At 67.9% G+C, this 15,959-nt stretch carries 15 protein-coding genes; 6 read left to right on the forward strand and 9 right to left on the reverse strand.

Translation table 11 applies throughout. The features are described from left to right. Nucleotides 1-32 precede the first annotated feature (32 nt). From HTS88_RS15835 to HTS88_RS15850, 4 genes are all read right to left on the reverse strand, one after another. Nucleotides 33-761, reverse strand: a complete 729-nt coding sequence (locus HTS88_RS15835) for an SRPBCC family protein (RefSeq protein WP_174180006.1) — start codon at nt 759-761, stop codon at nt 33-35. An 85-nt stretch (nt 762-846) separates the two neighbouring features. Continuing rightward, nucleotides 847-1,878 carry a DUF6707 family protein gene (locus tag HTS88_RS15840; protein ID WP_174180008.1) on the reverse strand — a complete coding sequence of 344 codons (1,032 nt, stop codon included), beginning with the start codon at nt 1,876-1,878 and terminating at the stop codon, nt 847-849. 88 nt (nt 1,879-1,966) lie between these two features. Continuing rightward, complete coding sequence (locus HTS88_RS15845) at nt 1,967-2,506, reverse strand: NUDIX hydrolase family protein (RefSeq protein WP_066273708.1); 540 nt, start codon at nt 2,504-2,506, stop codon at nt 1,967-1,969. 94 nt (nt 2,507-2,600) lie between these two features. After that, on the reverse strand, nt 2,601-3,326 hold the full coding sequence (locus HTS88_RS15850) for a VOC family protein (RefSeq protein WP_174180010.1): 726 nt from the start codon (nt 3,324-3,326) through the stop codon (nt 2,601-2,603). 113 nt (nt 3,327-3,439) lie between these two features. On the opposite strand from HTS88_RS15850, the gene HTS88_RS15855 reads away from it, so the two are divergent. After that, on the forward strand, nt 3,440-4,042 hold the full coding sequence (locus HTS88_RS15855) for a YdeI/OmpD-associated family protein (RefSeq protein WP_174180012.1): 603 nt from the start codon (nt 3,440-3,442) through the stop codon (nt 4,040-4,042). A 139-nt stretch (nt 4,043-4,181) separates the two neighbouring features. Next, nucleotides 4,182-6,137 (forward strand): glycoside hydrolase family 32 protein, encoded by a 1,956-nt coding sequence (locus HTS88_RS15860; protein WP_174180014.1) that lies wholly within the window; start codon nt 4,182-4,184, stop codon nt 6,135-6,137. 69 nt (nt 6,138-6,206) lie between these two features. Here HTS88_RS15860 and HTS88_RS15865 read toward each other — a convergent pair whose 3' ends face one another. The 4 genes from HTS88_RS15865 to HTS88_RS15880 form a co-directional block, all read right to left on the reverse strand. Beyond that, the gene (locus HTS88_RS15865; RefSeq protein WP_174180016.1) at nt 6,207-7,364 is read right to left on the reverse strand and encodes an ABC transporter ATP-binding protein; all 1,158 of its coding nucleotides are present in this window, start codon (nt 7,362-7,364) and stop codon (nt 6,207-6,209) included. Further along, nucleotides 7,361-8,950, reverse strand: a complete 1,590-nt coding sequence (locus HTS88_RS15870) for an ABC transporter permease (protein WP_174180017.1) — start codon at nt 8,948-8,950, stop codon at nt 7,361-7,363. The genes HTS88_RS15865 and HTS88_RS15870 overlap by 4 nt, the downstream gene beginning before the upstream one ends. A 4-nt stretch (nt 8,951-8,954) precedes the next feature. Continuing rightward, a complete protein-coding gene (locus tag HTS88_RS15875; protein ID WP_174180020.1) occupies nt 8,955-10,013 on the reverse strand; it encodes an iron ABC transporter substrate-binding protein in 1,059 nt (352 codons plus the stop codon). Between the two features lie 161 nt (nt 10,014-10,174). Next, entirely contained in the window at nt 10,175-11,476 is a 1,302-nt protein-coding gene (locus tag HTS88_RS15880; RefSeq protein ID WP_174180022.1) for a glycosyl hydrolase, read from the reverse strand. Nucleotides 11,477-11,610: 134 nt separating this feature from the next. Here HTS88_RS15880 and HTS88_RS15885 point away from each other — a divergent pair, with 134 nt between their 5' ends. Further along, a complete protein-coding gene (locus tag HTS88_RS15885; RefSeq protein WP_174180024.1) occupies nt 11,611-12,405 on the forward strand; it encodes an SDR family NAD(P)-dependent oxidoreductase in 795 nt (264 codons plus the stop codon). Then, nucleotides 12,402-13,637 (forward strand): acyl-CoA dehydrogenase family protein, encoded by a 1,236-nt coding sequence (locus HTS88_RS15890; protein ID WP_246256367.1) that lies wholly within the window; start codon nt 12,402-12,404, stop codon nt 13,635-13,637. Before HTS88_RS15885 ends, HTS88_RS15890 begins: the two co-directional genes overlap by 4 nt. Before the next feature lie 23 nt (nt 13,638-13,660). Here the strand turns inward: HTS88_RS15890 and HTS88_RS15895 are convergent, their stop codons facing one another. Then, nucleotides 13,661-14,482 (reverse strand): DUF1684 domain-containing protein, encoded by an 822-nt coding sequence (locus tag HTS88_RS15895; RefSeq protein ID WP_174180026.1) that lies wholly within the window; start codon nt 14,480-14,482, stop codon nt 13,661-13,663. 181 nt (nt 14,483-14,663) lie between these two features. Between HTS88_RS15895 and HTS88_RS15900 the strand changes: the two genes are divergently transcribed. Further along, nucleotides 14,664-15,353: an NADPH-dependent F420 reductase gene (locus HTS88_RS15900; RefSeq protein ID WP_174180029.1), complete on the forward strand. Its 690-nt coding sequence runs from the start codon at nt 14,664-14,666 to the stop codon at nt 15,351-15,353. 5 nt (nt 15,354-15,358) lie between these two features. Then, the gene (locus HTS88_RS15905) at nt 15,359-15,904 is read left to right on the forward strand and encodes a hypothetical protein (protein WP_174180030.1); all 546 of its coding nucleotides are present in this window, start codon (nt 15,359-15,361) and stop codon (nt 15,902-15,904) included. The last annotated feature ends 55 nt before the right edge of the window (nt 15,905-15,959 follow it).

Below are 15,959 nucleotides of genomic sequence, written 5' to 3' on the forward strand. Positions count from 1 at the left end.
AGCTTTCCGTCCCGTCCCGGCAACCGGCCCTGTCAGCTGACCGGTTCGGATGCCGGGTAGTTCCCAGCCCGCCAGGCATCCCAGGAGGAGCGCACGGATTCGAGCCTTGCGGCGCCCAGGTCGTAGGTGGAGACGATGACCAGCGAGCCCTCGCCTTCCTCGCGCACGTCCTTGATCGCCGGGTGGTCGGCCACCACCAGGAGCCCCTCCCCATGCTCGGCATAGCTGTGGACAGTGAGGCCCACCTGGTGGCTGGTCCGGTACCAGACCTTGCCGCTGATCTCCTCGCCGGTCCCCAGTTTCACCTGGTAGTTTTCGCCCGGCGCCGGGACGTCGGTCAGCCCGAGCTTCTCGATCGCGGAGCCCTCTCCTTCCGTGAGATGCAGGAAGAGGGTGTGTCGTTTGCCGTGCGGATGGCGTTCCAGGGCGAAGCGGAGCTGCTGCAGGAACGTGAGCCAGCCCTGGGTGATGTCCTCGTCCCAGGCAGCCCATTCGGAGTCGTGGTCCAGTGCCCCGCGGGTCACGCTGACCTGCGTTCCGTTGGGTACGGGTTTCAGCTCAAAGATGTCCCCGCCGTGGACGGTCAGGCTGGTGTGGTCCGGGGACTCCTCAACATCGCCGGAAAAGTAGATCTCCTTGATCTCGGAGTCCAGGTCTTCTGCCTGCCAGCCATGCCACTGGGCTACTTTGGACGGTTCCCGCAGCATGGTCCAGACCTGCGGCGCGTCGGCGTTGATCACTACGCTGAGATTGTTCGTCATAGCCCCGAATGTACAACTCCGGCACGGCGCCGGGTAGGGGGCAAATTACCCAACCAGGCACCGTACCGGCGGGAGGGGTCCGGCGTCAGGCGCGGACGGCCTCAAGCTCGTTGCTGATGCGCCGCTCCAGCTCGACCATCCCGATGGTTTCGGAGCCCCCGTGGGCCCGCAGGAACAGCAGGGACTCGAGCCGCAGCAGCCGCCATTCGCGTTCGGCGTCATGGTTGGAGTTGTCGATGGAGCGGAAAATTTCCTTGTCGTACAGGTTGGGCTCATTGAGGGAACGCTGCCGTACCTTGGCAGCCATCCTGGCCTTGAATGGGTCCGTCTCCTGGTTTTCCGGGGTCCGGATCAGCTTTTCGTAGACCTCGGCCCGTTCCGACTGGCCGTTCTGGCGGCAGATGTAGCTGGAGAGCGCCAGGGATGCTTCCACGGATGACCACCGGCCGGGATTCCCGTCGAAGGGAAGGACGTTGAGGAGGTCGGCCACGGCCAGGGCGCCGTCGGCGTCCTTGAGGGTGATGAACAGCTCATGGGCGAGGTCGCTCAGGTCCTTCAGGCAGCTGCCGGACTTGAAGTTGACGCCCTTGGCCAGCCGGTCGGACAGCAACAGGACGCCCATCGCGTCAGGATGGGCCTCCGCGGCAGCTTCCACAACGGACTCCGGGGTGCCCTGCGGGGCGGGAATCAGTGCCAGGTCCTCTTCGCTGGGTCCGCTGAGGGCCGGCGGGACCGGCGGAAGGGGAGGAACGACGACGGCGGGAGCGGCGGCAGCGGGCGCCGCCTCTTCGCGGAGCTGCCTGGGCTGCTCCTGCCCTGCGTCTTGCCCTGCCTTCTGCCCCGAGCCAGTCGCAGGGCGGGCCGCCCGCGGAAGCTGGGTGACGGCGTCGGGGTTTTCGTCCACCACCGTCACGGTGGTGCCCACCGCGATGCGCAGGGTTCCGCCGCCGGTAAGGCTGGCGAGCACCAGTGCGGGGGCTCCGAAGTCGTCCCGCTCCAGCTCGACCTGGTGGACTTCCGCCGTGCGCCCGCCGTCGGGCAGGACAATGTGGGTGCCGGTGGTCAGAGATCCAGCCTGCTGTTCAAGATGGTGCCTGGCGGCTGGTGTTTCGGTCATGGGAGTCCTTAAGTTCTCTTGCGGTCCGCCCTACAGTCTACAAAGGCGGGCACCTAAAATCGGGGACCCCCAGGTTCCGGCGTGAGTGTCAGAAGCCGACGCCGGCGAAGGCCAGCGCCTGGCGGATGAGGCTGCCGCGGCCGCCGACGAACTCCATCTGGACGCCGGGGCTGAGGACTTCCTCGGGGGTCATCCAGGTCAGTTCCAGGGCGTCCTGGCGGGGCTCGCATTCACCCGTGACCGGGATGACGTAGGCCAAGGCCACGGCGTGTTGCCGCTCGTCCGTGAAGCCGGTCTGGGACGGTGCGGGAAAGTATTCCGCCACGGTGAAGGGCACCGGGCTGATGGGGAGCTGCGGGAACGCCAGCGGTCCCAGGTCCTTTTCCATGTGCCGCAGCAGGGCAGCGCGGATGGTCTCGCGGTAGATGACGCGGCCCGAGACCAGGGAGCGGACCATGGTCCCGTCCTCATCCGCCTGGAGCAGGGTTCCCACCTCATTGACGAAGCCCAGCGGGTCCAGCCTGACCGGCACAGCCTCCACATAGACCATGGGCAGCCGCCCGCGTGCCTCAAAGAGGTCTTCTTCGGAGAGCCAGCCGGGATTCGGGTCAGGGGTGCGCACGTTCATGGTTAAGTTCTACCCCATGGGACGCTGCGTGACGGGTGGAACTCAGCTGCCGGCGGAATGCGTCGGGTCATCCGGCCTTCCCGTGGAGGTCCTGTCACGCGTGACGCTGGGAGATCCAGAGCGTCGCCGGCACGTGCGCAGCTGCCCCGGCATCCGGGTTGGCAACGTGGAGGGTGCGCGCGAAGGCTTCCTCCGTGATGCCGGCCTGGATACCCGCTGAGGCGAGGCGTTCCCGCAAAGGTTCCAGTCCGCCGTCGTACTCAAAACCCAGGCCGGAACGCGGCGCCCCCGAGGCCGGCCGGACCATCAGGACCCCGCCGTTCTTGGCGGTGAAGTCGGCGGTGTCGTCCTGGTCCGGAACCGGACGCGGACGCGCGCCCACCTGCTGCAGGGTGCGGGAGGCAGAGGCGGGGTCCTCCGTGAACCAGACCCCGACGACGGCCAGGGCAGGATCGGCGTCGGCACACTGGGCGCCGTGGGCGGCTTTGTCCGCAAGGAAGCTGAAACCGTCGGGAGCCGTGATCCGGCAGGCGTCGCCATGGTCCGCGGCGACCAGCTCTGCGGGTGTGGTGCCATCTTCCGCAGCAGCCAGGTTGGTGCGCCGGGCGAACTCCGCAAGGTCCCCCACCTCCACTGCCAGCGCGGTGCTGCCGTCTTCCGCGGCCCCCTCGGGGACGGCGTGGAGGGCCAGGCGTCCCAGCCCGGCGTCGAAAACCTGCCAGCCGGCGTCGTTCTCGGTCCGGACCATGCCCAGGGCGGTGAGGAGCCTGCCCCAGGAATCCAGCCTGGACGTGAAGTGGAGGGGGCGCACACGGAGCATCTTGGTTTCCTTAATCCTCGGTATCCAGGGACCTCTAGGCCCATGATGCCACGGCGCCGGCGCTTGTGGAGAGGGGCTGCCGTGGTGCCGTGATGCGGGGGCAGAATAGGGCCATGACCGTTGAACTTGAGGAGCTGCTGCTGCCGGACGCGGCGGCGTGGCGCCGGTGGCTGGAGGCAAACCACAGCACCAGTCCCGGGGTGTGGCTGGTCCTGCACAAGAAGGGCGGAAACGTGACGGAACTGGATTACGCCGCGGCGCTGGATGAGGCCCTGTGCTTCGGCTGGATCGATGGCCAGGCGCGCCGCCGTGATGAGCAAACGTCGCTCCAGCGGATGACACCGCGCCGGCCCAGGAGCCCGTGGTCTGCCAGGAATGTCGGCCATGTGGCGCGCCTGGACGCGGCAGGCCGGATGACCGATGCCGGCTGGGCAGCCGTGAATGCGGCGAAGGCCGATGGCCGCTGGGACAATGCGTACGGCGGCCAGGCGGTGGCGGAGGTCCCGGCTGACCTGGCGGCGGCCATCGCCGCGGTTCCAGCCGCCCAGGCGATGTTCGATGTCCTCACCGGGACAAACCGGTTCGCAATGATTTACCGGGTCAACTCCGCTGTCCGGCCTGCCACCCGCGCGAAGAGGATCACTGACTTCGTGGAGATGCTGGCGCGCGGGGAATCGCTCTATCCGCAGAAGAAGCGTCCCGGCGGCGTGGCCTGACCGTACGGGAAGTGGATCCAGGAATCCGTGCCCGGTTGGGTTCCTGCCGGCCTGCCTGTAAAATTGACGGTTCACTTGCGCTGGTGCCGTTCCCCTGCTGGGGAGCGGCACTTGTGCGTTCAGCGACGGATCGAAAACCATGCCCCGAAAAATCCTCGGACCTGTACTCCCTGCCCTTAGAAACCGGCCCCTGCTCTGGGTGGTTGCCGCCGTGGCCGCTGCCCTGGCCCTGGTGGTTTCCCTGCTGCTCGCCGGCAACGTCCGGACGGGGCCGGCCGCCGTTGCCGGCCGCGTCCTGGACGGTGTTGCGTCGGCGCAGGCAACGGCCAGGGACTCCACCGGCAGCTACGCGACGCTGTGGCTGGACGGCGGGGACACCACGCTCGTGGACCGTGGCCGGGCGCTCGACGCCGAGGGCGCGGAGGATGTGCGGAGCATTGAATGCGGTGCGGGCTGGCTGGCCGGAGCGCGCGTGGACGGCAAGGTTTTCCTGCGAAGCAGCGCGGCCCCGGACACGGTTGGGGATGCTGCTGCGGCGCGCCTTCCTGACTGCATCAGCACCGAGGCGCGCGATGCCCTGCTGGCTGACCTCGGCGTGGACCGGACGTGGCCCGCGCCGGCTGCGGACCGCTTCGAGCCGCCCGCGGGGGAGTACCGCCCCGCCTACCACCTCACACCGGACCAGCGCTGGATGAACGATCCCCAGAAGCCGTTCTTCCTGGACGGCCAGTGGCACTACTACTACCTGTACAACGCCGATTACCCGGAAGGGAACGGCACCGAATGGTTCCACGCCACCAGCACCGACCTGGTCAACTGGAAAAACGAGGGCGTGGCCATCGGGAAGTACCGCAACGGACTCGGCGATATCGAGACCGGCACAGCGGTGGTGGATACGGAAGGCACCGCGGGATTCGGCAAGGGAGCCGTGATCGCGGTCCTTACCCAGCAGCATGACGGCGTCCAGCGGCAGTCACTGTTCTACTCCACGGACAACGGCTACAGCTTCCAGAACCACGAACAGAACCCGGTGATGGAGAACCCCGGCGAGGAGCACTGGCGGGATCCCCGCATTGTCCGCGACGACGCCAACAACCAGTGGCTGATGCTGCTGGCCGAAGGCCACAAAATCGGCTTCTACACGTCCCCGGACCTCAAGGACTGGACCTATGTTTCGGCATTTGAGCGCGACGGGCTGGGCATCCTTGAGTGCCCGGACTTCTTCCAGCTGGACGTCGACGGCGATCCCTCCAAACGGACCTGGGTGCTGGCCGCCAGCGCTAACGGCGCGGACGAGGGCCGCACTACCGGGCTGGCGTACTGGACCGGCAGCTTTGACGGAAAGGGCTTCACGCCCGACGGAGACCACCAGTGGCTCGACGGCGGAACGGACTTCTACGCCGCCGTCACCTGGGATGATCCGCGCCTGACGGACGGCCAGCGGAAGGCCTCGCGGCACGCCATCGGCTGGATGAACAACTGGGCGTACGCCCGGGAATTGCCCACCGGCGATTGGTTCGGGGCGGCCTCCGTGGTGCGTGACATCCGGCTGGTGTCCGACGGCGATCGCCCGGTTTTGGCCTCGGCGCCCACCCGTGCGCTGGCGTCCCTGGAGGGGAGCCCGGAGCGGATCCCTGCGGGAACGGCCCGCGAAGGCGCGGGGGAGCCGTTGCCGGTTCCGGACAGCGGTGCGTTCAAGGTGGACCTGGAACTGGAAAGGCCTGCATCCGGCCGCGGTGAAGCCCGTGTCCTCCTGCAAAGCGCCGGCAAGGTTTACGCCACGGTGGGCTACGACTTCGGGACCGGGCAGGCCTTTGTGGTCCGGGACGGGGATTCGGTGGCGCAGGCTGCCGGCGGCCCGGCGGAGGGGTACCGGACGGTGAGCTCGGCCAGTGGCAACACCGACGCGGACACGGTTCAGCTGGCCGCCTATATTGACCGGTCTTCCGTGGAAGTCTTCGTGGACGGCGGCCGCGAGACGCTGACCTCGCTGGTCTTCCCGCCGGCGGGGGCCAAGGACGTCCGGCTTGCGGCTTCGGGTGGTGCCGTCGGCATCAGGGGCGGCACCGTCACGCCTCTTGCCGCCATCCGCTGAGCCGGACGTCCGGTGGCGAACTTGGGCCCGCGCCTGTGCGCGGGCCCACTGTTCAGGAATGGAGACTGTTCAGGAATCGAGCGGGAATGCCACGCCTTCACCCACCACACGCAGGCACAGCTCCATGCCCGGGCGGGCGATGGATGCGTTCCAGTGCCGGATGGTGATGATCTCGCCGCCGCCGGGGTAGCGGTGGTCGGGGGTGGAGGCCAGCTGCGGCGGGACCGAGAGCTTCAGCCGGACGGTGGTTTCCGGACCAAAGTAGTCCGTGTCCACCACCACGCCGCGGATGGCCGCGTCCTCGGCAATCCGGATCTGCTCCGGCCTCAGCATCAGCTGCACCCGGCCCTGGGCCGGCGGCCTGCGGACGGGGATGGCACCCAGGGAACAGGTGGCGAGCGATCCCTCAAGCCAGGCATCGAGGATGACGGCGTCTCCAAGGAACTCCGCTGTGGCACGGTCCGCGGGGCGGGTATACACCACGAACGGGTTGCCGATCTGGGCGAGTTTGCCGCCGCGCATCACGGCCACCTGGTCCGCGAAGGACAGTGCCTCGGCCTGGTCGTGGGTGACCAGGATGGTGGTGACCCCCGCCTCGTTCAGGACCTTGGCCACGGCACGGCGGGTGGCCACCCTGAGTCCCGCGTCGAGTGCTGAAAAAGGCTCATCCAGGAGCATCAGTTCCGGCTCGCGCGCCAGGGCCCGCGCCAGGGCCACCCGCTGCTGCTGCCCGCCGGACAGCTGGTGCGGGCGGCGCTTGGCCATGGCCGGGTCCAGGGACACCATTTCCAGCAACTCGCTGACCCGTCCGGCCACCGCCCGCCGGCCGCCCGGCAGGCGGTCCTGGTCCAGCCCGAACGCGATGTTCTGCCCCACGCTCAGGTGCGGGAACAGGGCGCCGTCCTGGGCCACGTACCCAATGTGCCGTTTATGCGCCGGCACCCACACGCCGTCGCCCGCCACCTTGGCGCCGTTCAGCGCGATGCTGCCCGTGTCCGGGTGCTCAAACCCGGCAATCAGCCGGAGCAGGGTGGTCTTGCCCGATCCGGAGGGTCCCACAATGGCAGTGGTTCCGCCCCTGGCCACGGAAAGGTTGACGCCCTTCAGGACGGCCTGGTTGCCGAAGTTCTTGGTGACGTCGGTGATCTCCAGGTGGCTGTTGGTGGTGGGTGCCACGGACGGGGCCACCCGCGGCTCAGGCAACCTGGAAGGGGCTTGTTCTGTCACTGTCCGGCTACTTTCTTGGACTGCTGGAAGAGGAGGTACGTCATGGGCGCGGAGAGCAGGATCATCAGCAACGCATACGGCGCGGCGCCGGCGTAATCGATTTCGCTGCTCTTGCTCCAGAATTCGGTGGCCAGGGTGCGTGTCCCGTTGGGGGACAGCAGCAGGGTGGCGGTGAGTTCGTTGGCGATGGCCAGGAACACCAGCGCCGCACCGCCTGCGGCGGCCGGCGCCGTGAGCCGCAGGGTGACCCTGATGAAGGACACCAGCGGGGGTTTGCCCAGCGCCTGTGCCGCCTCGTCCAGTTCCTTGGGCGCCTGGGCCAGGCCTGCCCGGAGGTTGACCAGGGCCCGGGGCAGGAACAGCAGCACGTACGCCGCCACCAGCACCCCTGCCGTCTGGTAGATCCCGGGAACCACCCGGATGCTCACCGTGACGAAAGCCAGGCCCACCACGATTCCGGGCAGCGAGCTGGTGACGTAGTTGGAGAGCTCCAGCGACTTGCTGAACCAGCCGGGATGGCGGACAGCAAGATAGGCCATGGGGAACGCCACCACGGTGGTGGCAAGGGCGCCCGCCAGGCCGTAGCCGAGCGTTGTGAGCAGCGCCGGGAGGAACTCGTCCGCGGCCCAGGCTGCCGTTCCGCCGGAAGCCACCCAGCGCAGCACAAAGAACAGGGGCAGGCCGAAAGCCAGTGCCGTCAGCGCAAGCAGGAACAGCTGGGCGGGAACCTGGTACACGTGCAGCGGCAGGCGCAGCGCCTTCGCCTGTGCTCCGGGGCCGATGCGTGCGTACCGTGCGGTGCCGCGGCTGCGGACCTCGGCCAGCAGCAGCAGGAGGCAGAAGAACACCAGCACGCTGGCGAGCATGTTCCCTGCCGCCCCGTTGAAGGTCGACTGGTACTGGACCATGATCGCCGTGGTGAAGGTATCGAAGCGGATCATGGCGAACGCCCCGTACTCGGCCAGCAGGTGCAGGGCCACCAGGAGCGCGCCGCCGGTCATGGCGATGCGGAGCTGGGGGAGGACCACCCGGAAGAACGTGCGCCAGGCTCCGAGGCCCAGCGCGGCCGCCGACTGCTCAATGGCCGGGTCCAACCGGCTGAGGGCGGCGGCGGCGGGAATGTAGACCAGCGGGAAGTAGGAGAGCGTGGCAATCAGGACTCCGGAGCCCAGGCCGCCCAGGGAAGGAATGGCGGAAACCCAGGCGTAGCTGTTGACGAACGCCGGGATGGCCAGCGGCGCAGCCAGCAGCACGGCCCACACCCGCGCGCCCCGCAGCGTGGTGCGTTCCACAAGCCAGGCGCCTGCAACCCCCAGGACCAGGCACAGCGGGACGGTGAAGAGCATCAGCAGGACGGTGTTCAGCAGCAGTTCGGCCACGCGCGGCCGGAAGATGAGTTCGACGGCGGTGTCCCACCCCGTTGCCACGGTCATGTAGGCCACGTAGCCCAGCGGGACGAGCGAAAACAGGGCAATCAGCACCGCCAGGGCGGACACCGCAGAAACGCCGAAAGGCGGGCGGGGGCTGTTGCCCCGGCCCGCCGTCGTCGTGCTCCCCCGCGGGGGAGCCGATAGATCAGGAGTCACGAAATCAGAGGAGTCCTGCCGAGGTCATCAGTTCGGTGACCTTCTCCGAGTTCAGCTTGGCAGGATCCACGGTGGGGGCCTGCAGCTCCGCGATGGGAACGAGCTTCTCGTTTGCGGGAACGTCGGACGCGATGGCGTACTCGAAGGAGGTGCCGTCCTTGAGGATTTCCTGGCCCTTCTTGCCGGTGACGTACTTCAGGAACTCCTGGGCAGCTTCCTGGTTCTTGGAGGTCTTCAGTACGCCGCCGCCGGAGACGGACACGAACGCGCCCGGATCCTGGTTCTTGAAGTAGTACGGGGTGACGTTGTTGGAGTTCTCGCCGGTCTTGGCCTGGTCACCGTAGTAGTAGTAGTGGTAGATCAGCGCGGCATCAACTTCGCCGGCGTTGACGGCCTTCATGGCGGTGCTGTTGCCCTTGTAGGCCTTGAAGTTTTCCTTCATGCCCTTGAGCCATTCCTCCGTGGCAGCCTCGCCCTTGAGCTCCAGGAGCGCCGAGACGATGGCCTGGAAGTCGGCGCCGGACGGGGAGGCCGCCCACTTGCCCTTCCACTCCGGGGTGGCCAGGTCCAGCATGGACTTGGGCAGCTGGTCTTCGGTCAGCTTGTTCTTGTCATACACCAGGACGGTGGAGCGGGCAGCGATGCCGGTCCACTTGCCGGTGGACGGGCGGAACTCTTCAGGCACCTGCGCGATGGTGGCTTCGTCCACGTCGGCAAACAGGTCGGCGTTCTCCACCTGGGTCATGGCCGGGGAGTTCTCCGTCAGGAACACGTCAGCCGGGGAGGCTGCGCCTTCCTGGATGATCTGGTTGGAGAGCTCGGTGTCCGAGCCCTGGCGCATGGTCACCTTGATGCCGGTCTCGGCGGTGAAGCCATCGATCCATTCCTTGGTCAGGCTCTCATGCTGTGCGTTGTACACGGTGATTTCGCCGTTGCCCGCACCAGCGGTGGCGTCGGACGAGCCAGTGGCTGCGGGGGTGGTGCTGCCGCCGCAGGCGGTCAGTCCAAGTGCTGCGGTGGCGGCGAGTGCGATGCCTGCCAGGGCGCTGTTGCGGATCTTCATTGAGGGACTGCTTTCTGGGGAAACGTCGGGCGGACGGGGTCCTGTTGGGCGTCGGGGAAGGATGCCCACGCTTGGAACTGTAGGGTAGGCAAACCTAAGCAACAAACCAGAAAGCGCTTTAAGTGACGAGGGTCACAAGAATTACAAAACTATTGCGTGTCCTAATTGCCGGCGTCATTACCGGCGTCGCCGGTGTTGCCGGGGAGAGCTGCCGCGGCCTCCAGGGCCATCCACGCCTGCAGCTGGGTGGAAAGTTCGACGGCGGCGCCCGGGGGGTACGTTGCGTCCGCCGGTTGCGCGGCGTGCTGGGAGAAAATGACGGCGCCGCGGTGACTGTCCGCAGCCTCGCCGGCCTGCACGGAGCGCTTTCCGGACCAGAAGGCCCCAGCCGTTCCTGCCACCAGCCGGGCGGCGGTGGTGCGGGTCTGCGCCGGGAGCCTGCTGTCGGCTGCGGCGAGGGCAAGGTAACGGCACAGGATCCCGGTGAACAGGCCGCCGTCGCCCGGTCCCTCGCAGCGCAGCACCCGGCCCCCGCTGCTCGTCATGGCGCCGGTGGCTGGTGCGTGGCCGGCTGTTTTCGTGGGTGAGGGGGCCTGTGGCTGTCCGGCGGGGGACGGGAGTGTGAGCAGCCGGTCCACCGCGTCCACCACCACGGCTGCCCTGTCAAGGTCTGCCTCCCTGCCCATTTCCAGGAGGGCGCCCAGCACCGGGCCCTGGTTGTAGGTGTAGACCGCGCGTTCCACCAGCACTTCCCCGGACGGGCCAAGCCGTGCACCGTCCAGGTACAGGCCCTGGTCCGGGTCGAAAAGGGTGGCATCCAGCCAGTCCAGCAGCGCCCTGGATTTCTGAGGGTGGCCGGTCCGGGCAAAGTGGAGCGCTATGGGCGCCGAGGCCGGGGTGTTTTTGAAATCCCGCTTCTTGCTCCAGAAGGCACCGCCGTCCAGGTCATCCGTGCACGCGGCCTCGAACTGGAGCGTGAGGGACCTGCGGACGCGGGCGTTGCGCCGGCGTCCGGACCTGCGTGCTTCTTCGGCTAGGGTGTCGAGCCGGTGGGTGGCGAGCGCCAGCCAAGCCATGTCGTCGTAATAGCTGTTGACGAAGGTGAAGGCGTTGCGCAGGCGGATTCCCGTCACCAGCCGGGATGCCAGGCGGCCGGCGCTTGGGTGGCCGGGGCCGTTGAACCTGGCGTCCGGCGTGGCGCCGTTGGCCAGTTCGCGCCGTCCGGCATCAACCAGGCAGTCAACGTAGTGTGCCTGCCACCAGTAGTGCCAGGGCCCTGCCAGCGCTTCCCTGGGGTCCTTGCGCCATGCGGGGGCAGGCCACTGCACGGTACCCAGGTGGGTGCCCGGCAGGAAGAGCAGCCTCCGCCCGAACAGTGCGGTCACCGACTGTGCAGCCTGGTTGGCCCGGGCATCCCATCCGGACGGGTCCTGGCGGGCGGGGGCGGGGTCCAGGCGGGTCATGCTTCCCACCCTAACGCGCGGCCCCGGGCCGGTCCCGGCCGGCCGCTGGTGCGGGTCGCAGGTATTTCAGTTAACATTCACTAACTAACACCGGGCGGCCGGCAGCCGCTGCGGGCCCGCATCAAGGAGGATGTATGGACGTCAAAGGCGCTGTTGCACTGGTGACAGGGGGAGCCTCGGGCCTGGGGGCGGCTACGGCCCGGCGGCTCTTCCGTGACGGCGCCTCCGTGGTGCTGGTTGACCTCCCGTCCTCCGGCGGCGCGGCCCTGGCAGAAGAGCTCAATGCGTCCGGGACTCAGGGGCGTTCCGCCGTCTTTTCCCCCGCAGACGTGACGAACGAAGCCGAGGTGCAGGCCGCCGTCGACACAGCTGCCAGCCTGGGGCCGCTGCGCATTGTGGTCAACTGCGCCGGGATCGCCACGCCCGGGAGAGTCCTGGGCAGGGACGGCGTGCTTCCGCTCGAGGCCTTCAACCGCGTCATCCAGGTGAACCTGGTGGGCACCTTCAACGTCCTGCGGCTGGCAGCGGCGGCGATGGTGGCCACCCGGCCGGCGGTCACGGAACTGGGCGGCCCGGAGCGCGGCGTGATCATCAACACCGCCTCCGTTGCCGCCTTCGAGGGGCAGATCGGCCAGCCCGCCTACGCGGCTTCCAAGGGGGCCGTGGCGGCCATGACCCTGCCGGTTGCCAGGGAGCTGGCGCGCTCGCTGGTGCGCGTGGTCACCATCGCGCCCGGCATCTTTGAGACACCCATGATGGCCGGGCTGCCGCAGGAAGCCCAGGATTCTTTGGGAGCGCAGGTGCCGCATCCTTCCAGGCTCGGCAGGCCCGGCGAGTACGCGGCCCTGGTGGCGCACATCGTGGAGAACGCCATGCTGAATGGGGAGACCATCCGCCTTGACGGGGCCATCCGGATGGGACCGAAATGATGGGGGCTGACAAGGCGGGCTCCGAAACAGTGCGGGACAGCATGCCGGACCTGCCCTCAGCGGACTTTTTTGATTTTGAGTCCCTGCTGGACCGGAAGGAACGGGACAAACTGGCCGAGCTGCGGGAATTCCTGGCCGCGGAGATCGCACCCCATGCGGGCGACTGGTGGAACAAGGCCGAGTTCCCGGCGCAGATCCTGCCCAAACTGGCTGCCCTGGAACTGAGCACTCCCGCCGAGCGCGGCTACAGCCATCTGTTCGCCGGCCTGGTCATTGCCGAGATGACGCGCGTGGACACGTCGATCGCCACGTTCTTTATGGTCCACCACGACCTGTTCGTCCAGTCGCTCTATGACTTCGGCAGTGAGGACCAGAAACAGCGGCTGCTGGCCGACGCCGCCAGCCTGCGCATCACCGGTGCGTTTGCCCTCACCGAACCCAACCACGGTTCGGACGTTGCCGGCGGGATGGAGACGCGGGCGCGGCGGATCTCGTCGGCCACCGGAGAACCGGACGGCGGCGGTGACGCCTGGGTGCTGAACGGGGCAAAGCGCTGGATCGGCAACGGGACGTTCTGCGACTTCATGCTGGTGTGGGCCCGCGACGAGGCTGACGGGTCCGTGCGCGGCTTTATTGTGGACGCCACCCTGCCGGGCGTCAGCCGGACCCGGATCGAAAACAAGATCGCGCTGCGGACGGTGCAGAACGCGGACATTGTCCTGGCGGATGTGCACGTGGCCGAGGCAGACCGGTTCGCGAATATCGGCAGTTTCGCGGACACCAGGGAACTGCTGCGGGGTTCGCGGATCATGGTGGCGTGGCAGGCAGTGGGCCAGCAGCTTGCCGCCTTCGACGTCGCCCGGCAGTATGCCGTGGAGCGGCGGCAGTTCGGCCGGCCGTTGGCCCAGTTCCAGCTCATCCAGCAGCAGCTGGTGACCATGCTGGGCAACGCCGTGGCCGGCATGGGGATGATGGCCGGGCTTGCCCGGCTGCAGGATGCAGGCGCCGCGGACATGCCGCAGGTGGCACTCGCGAAATCGTACGTGAGCGCACGGATGCGGGAGACCGTGGCACTGGGCCGGTCCATCCTGGGCGGCAACGGCATTGTCACCGACTACCGGATGGCGAAGATCTTCTCCGATGCCGAAGCCATCTACACGTACGAAGGGTCTTTCGAGATCAACACCCTGATCGCGGGCCGCGCCGTCACCGGAATGTCAGCCATCGCCTGACGCAGCCAGTCGGCTGGATCAGCTCAATCAGCGGAGGGCAGCTTCTCGCCTGCCTCCACGCGCACGTCCAGCGAGTTGTTCTTCACGGGCATGGGGCACGTGCCGTAGGGGGTGAACGCGCTGGGATAGTTGATGGTGCGGTTGAAGTCCAGGACCACGGAATGGTCCGGCCGCGGGCGGGGCACGGCGAGCTTCCGCCAGTCGTCCGTGGTTTCCCCGTTGGTTTCGTCATGGAACGTGACGGTCAGCGCCCCAAGCTTCTCCTCTTCCGCCTGCAGCCGGAACTCGTGCCCGCTGCCGGGAACACGGAACACCACCTCACCCACGGTCCGGTGGACGCCGTCCACCAGGGGGTTGGCGGTGGCGATGGGAACGTCCACGGGCTCGGGGTACGGCTCGAACCGGCCCGCCACCTCCCACTCCGGTTTGTATCCATAGGTGGGGACGCCGGTGAACTCCGTGAGTACCGGCGAGGCCGCGTCCCGGGTCCGGATGGCGTAGCGCCCGGCCCGCCTGGCCAGTTCCACCACCACCTGGTCCCCGCCGGGGCCGCCGAACTGGACCCACATCAGGGACTCCTCATCGGCCAGGGCCGCCGTGATGGTCCCGGTTACAGCGTCCCCTGACTCCACCAGGGACAGCTTGTCCGCGGGCACTGCGGTAAGTGACGCCGTCGTACCATCCGTTGACCAGAGACCGGGTGCCAGTTCGACGGCGGCAGGGGAGTCCTCCAGCCACTGGAAGGAGGTGAGGGTGAGCCAGCCGTGGCGGGCGGCGAGGGCCTTGTTGCGGTTGTCGCGGAAGCGCTGCCAGCGTTCCAGCTTGGCGGCCGGGAGGGTGCCCATGGTTCCTTTCAAGCGTTTCGGGTTGCCCCGGCTACAACCGCTCCGCGCCGTTGTTCATTCCGGCGCTTGCCTTGTCCGGGCCGGGGAGTACCCTCGGAACCAGAGGGACCGGGTGCTTCACGGCCCCCGCACCTGCTTTTGACACCACTTCCAAACTGTCTGCTTTCCAGAGGGGGAGGCCATGAAGATCGCGGTGCTTGGCACAGGCATGGTGGGACGGACCCTCGCGGGGGCGTTCACCGCGCTGGGGCATGTCGCGGACATCGGAACACGGGATCCAGGCGCCACCTCGGCCAGGACCGGGCCGGACATGATGGGTGCGCCTGCTTTCAGCGAATGGCATGCCGCGAACCGCCACATCCCGCTGATGACCTTCGCCGAGGCTGCGGAGGCCGCTGAGCTGGTGGTCAATGCCACGAACGGCGCGGGAGCGCTGGACGCGCTGGGGTCAGCCGGGGCAGCACGCCTTGCCGGCAAAGTGCTGATGGACGTTTCCAACCCCCTGGATTTCTCCCAGGGCATGCCGCCGGTGCTGAACCCGGTGAACACGGACAGCCTCGCCGAGCGGATCCAGCGGGCCTTTCCCGGCGCGCGGGTTGTGAAGACCCTCAACACGATGAACGCCGGACTGATGGTGGACCCGCGCCGGCTCGCGGACGGAGACCATTCCGTTTTCCTGTCAGGGGATGATCCGGACGCAAAGGCGGTGGTCAAGGGTCTGCTGGAGGAGCTGGGCCACCGCGATGTGATCGACCTGGGCGACATCACCACGGCCCGCGGAGCCGAGATGCTGCTGCCGCTGTGGCTGCGCCTCTACGCCGCCCTGGGCACACCCAATTTCAATATCAAGGTGGTCCGCGCGGTTGAATAGGTGCCGTGGACATACTTGCTGGCATAAGTGGTGACTGGCTCAAAGCCCTGACGTGGATCACGGCCGTGACAGCCGGGGTGGCGGTCCTGCTGTGGCGGCCGCGGCGGCCCGACCTGGCAGGGCTGGCCTCCGTGATGGTCTTCATGGCAGCCAGCGCGGGCGCAGGGATCTACGTCCTGAACCACCTCGGCGACGGCCGCTGGGGCGGTGGGCGGCAGTCCCGGCTGAGCCCGCCCCCGCTCTCCGATGCGCCCATGGTGGGGCAGTTCCTGGAACCGCTGGAAGGGATGCTGGGCGGCGTCACGGACGGCGTCAACGAGTTCGTGGACTTCCGCTCCGCCCTGCCGGTGGCACTGGATTTCTTTGCTGCCGCGGGCTGGGCCCTGGCGCTTTCCGTGCCCCTGGCATTGGTGGCCCTGGCGGCCGGCGCCCGGGCTGCCAAGCGCCGCACCGCGGAAATTACCGCGTACCGGGCCGAAGTTGACCAGCTCCGCCAAGAGCTGGACCACGTCAAGCGCCATGTAGGTTACCCGGTGCGCGACATTATCTGAGACGGATTCCCCCACGGCGCCGCACTGCGGGTAGCATCTTTAGCTAGTTACGTGG

The sequence above is a fragment of the Pseudarthrobacter oxydans genome (assembly GCF_013314975.1).
In the GTDB taxonomy this organism is placed as follows: Bacteria; Actinomycetota; Actinomycetes; order Actinomycetales; family Micrococcaceae; genus Arthrobacter; species Arthrobacter oxydans.

Excerpts from the sequence above, each read along its gene's own strand:
- HTS88_RS15835 (WP_174180006.1), bottom strand. The coding sequence starts at position 761 with ATGACGAACAATCTCAGCGTAGTGATCAACGCCGACGCGCCGCAGGTC.
- HTS88_RS15840 (WP_174180008.1), bottom strand. The coding sequence starts at position 1,878 with ATGACCGAAACACCAGCCGCCAGGCACCATCTTGAACAGCAGGCTGGA.
- HTS88_RS15845 (WP_066273708.1), bottom strand. The coding sequence starts at position 2,506 with ATGAACGTGCGCACCCCTGACCCGAATCCCGGCTGGCTCTCCGAAGAA.
- HTS88_RS15850 (WP_174180010.1), bottom strand. The coding sequence starts at position 3,326 with ATGCTCCGTGTGCGCCCCCTCCACTTCACGTCCAGGCTGGATTCCTGG.
- HTS88_RS15855 (WP_174180012.1), top strand. The coding sequence starts at position 3,440 with ATGACCGTTGAACTTGAGGAGCTGCTGCTGCCGGACGCGGCGGCGTGG.
- HTS88_RS15860 (WP_174180014.1), top strand. The coding sequence starts at position 4,182 with ATGCCCCGAAAAATCCTCGGACCTGTACTCCCTGCCCTTAGAAACCGG.
- HTS88_RS15875 (WP_174180020.1), bottom strand. The coding sequence starts at position 10,013 with ATGAAGATCCGCAACAGCGCCCTGGCAGGCATCGCACTCGCCGCCACC.
- HTS88_RS15880 (WP_174180022.1), bottom strand. The coding sequence starts at position 11,476 with ATGACCCGCCTGGACCCCGCCCCCGCCCGCCAGGACCCGTCCGGATGG.
- HTS88_RS15885 (WP_174180024.1), top strand. The coding sequence starts at position 11,611 with ATGGACGTCAAAGGCGCTGTTGCACTGGTGACAGGGGGAGCCTCGGGC.
- HTS88_RS15890 (WP_246256367.1), top strand. The coding sequence starts at position 12,402 with ATGATGGGGGCTGACAAGGCGGGCTCCGAAACAGTGCGGGACAGCATG.
- HTS88_RS15895 (WP_174180026.1), bottom strand. The coding sequence starts at position 14,482 with ATGGGCACCCTCCCGGCCGCCAAGCTGGAACGCTGGCAGCGCTTCCGC.
- HTS88_RS15900 (WP_174180029.1), top strand. The coding sequence starts at position 14,664 with ATGAAGATCGCGGTGCTTGGCACAGGCATGGTGGGACGGACCCTCGCG.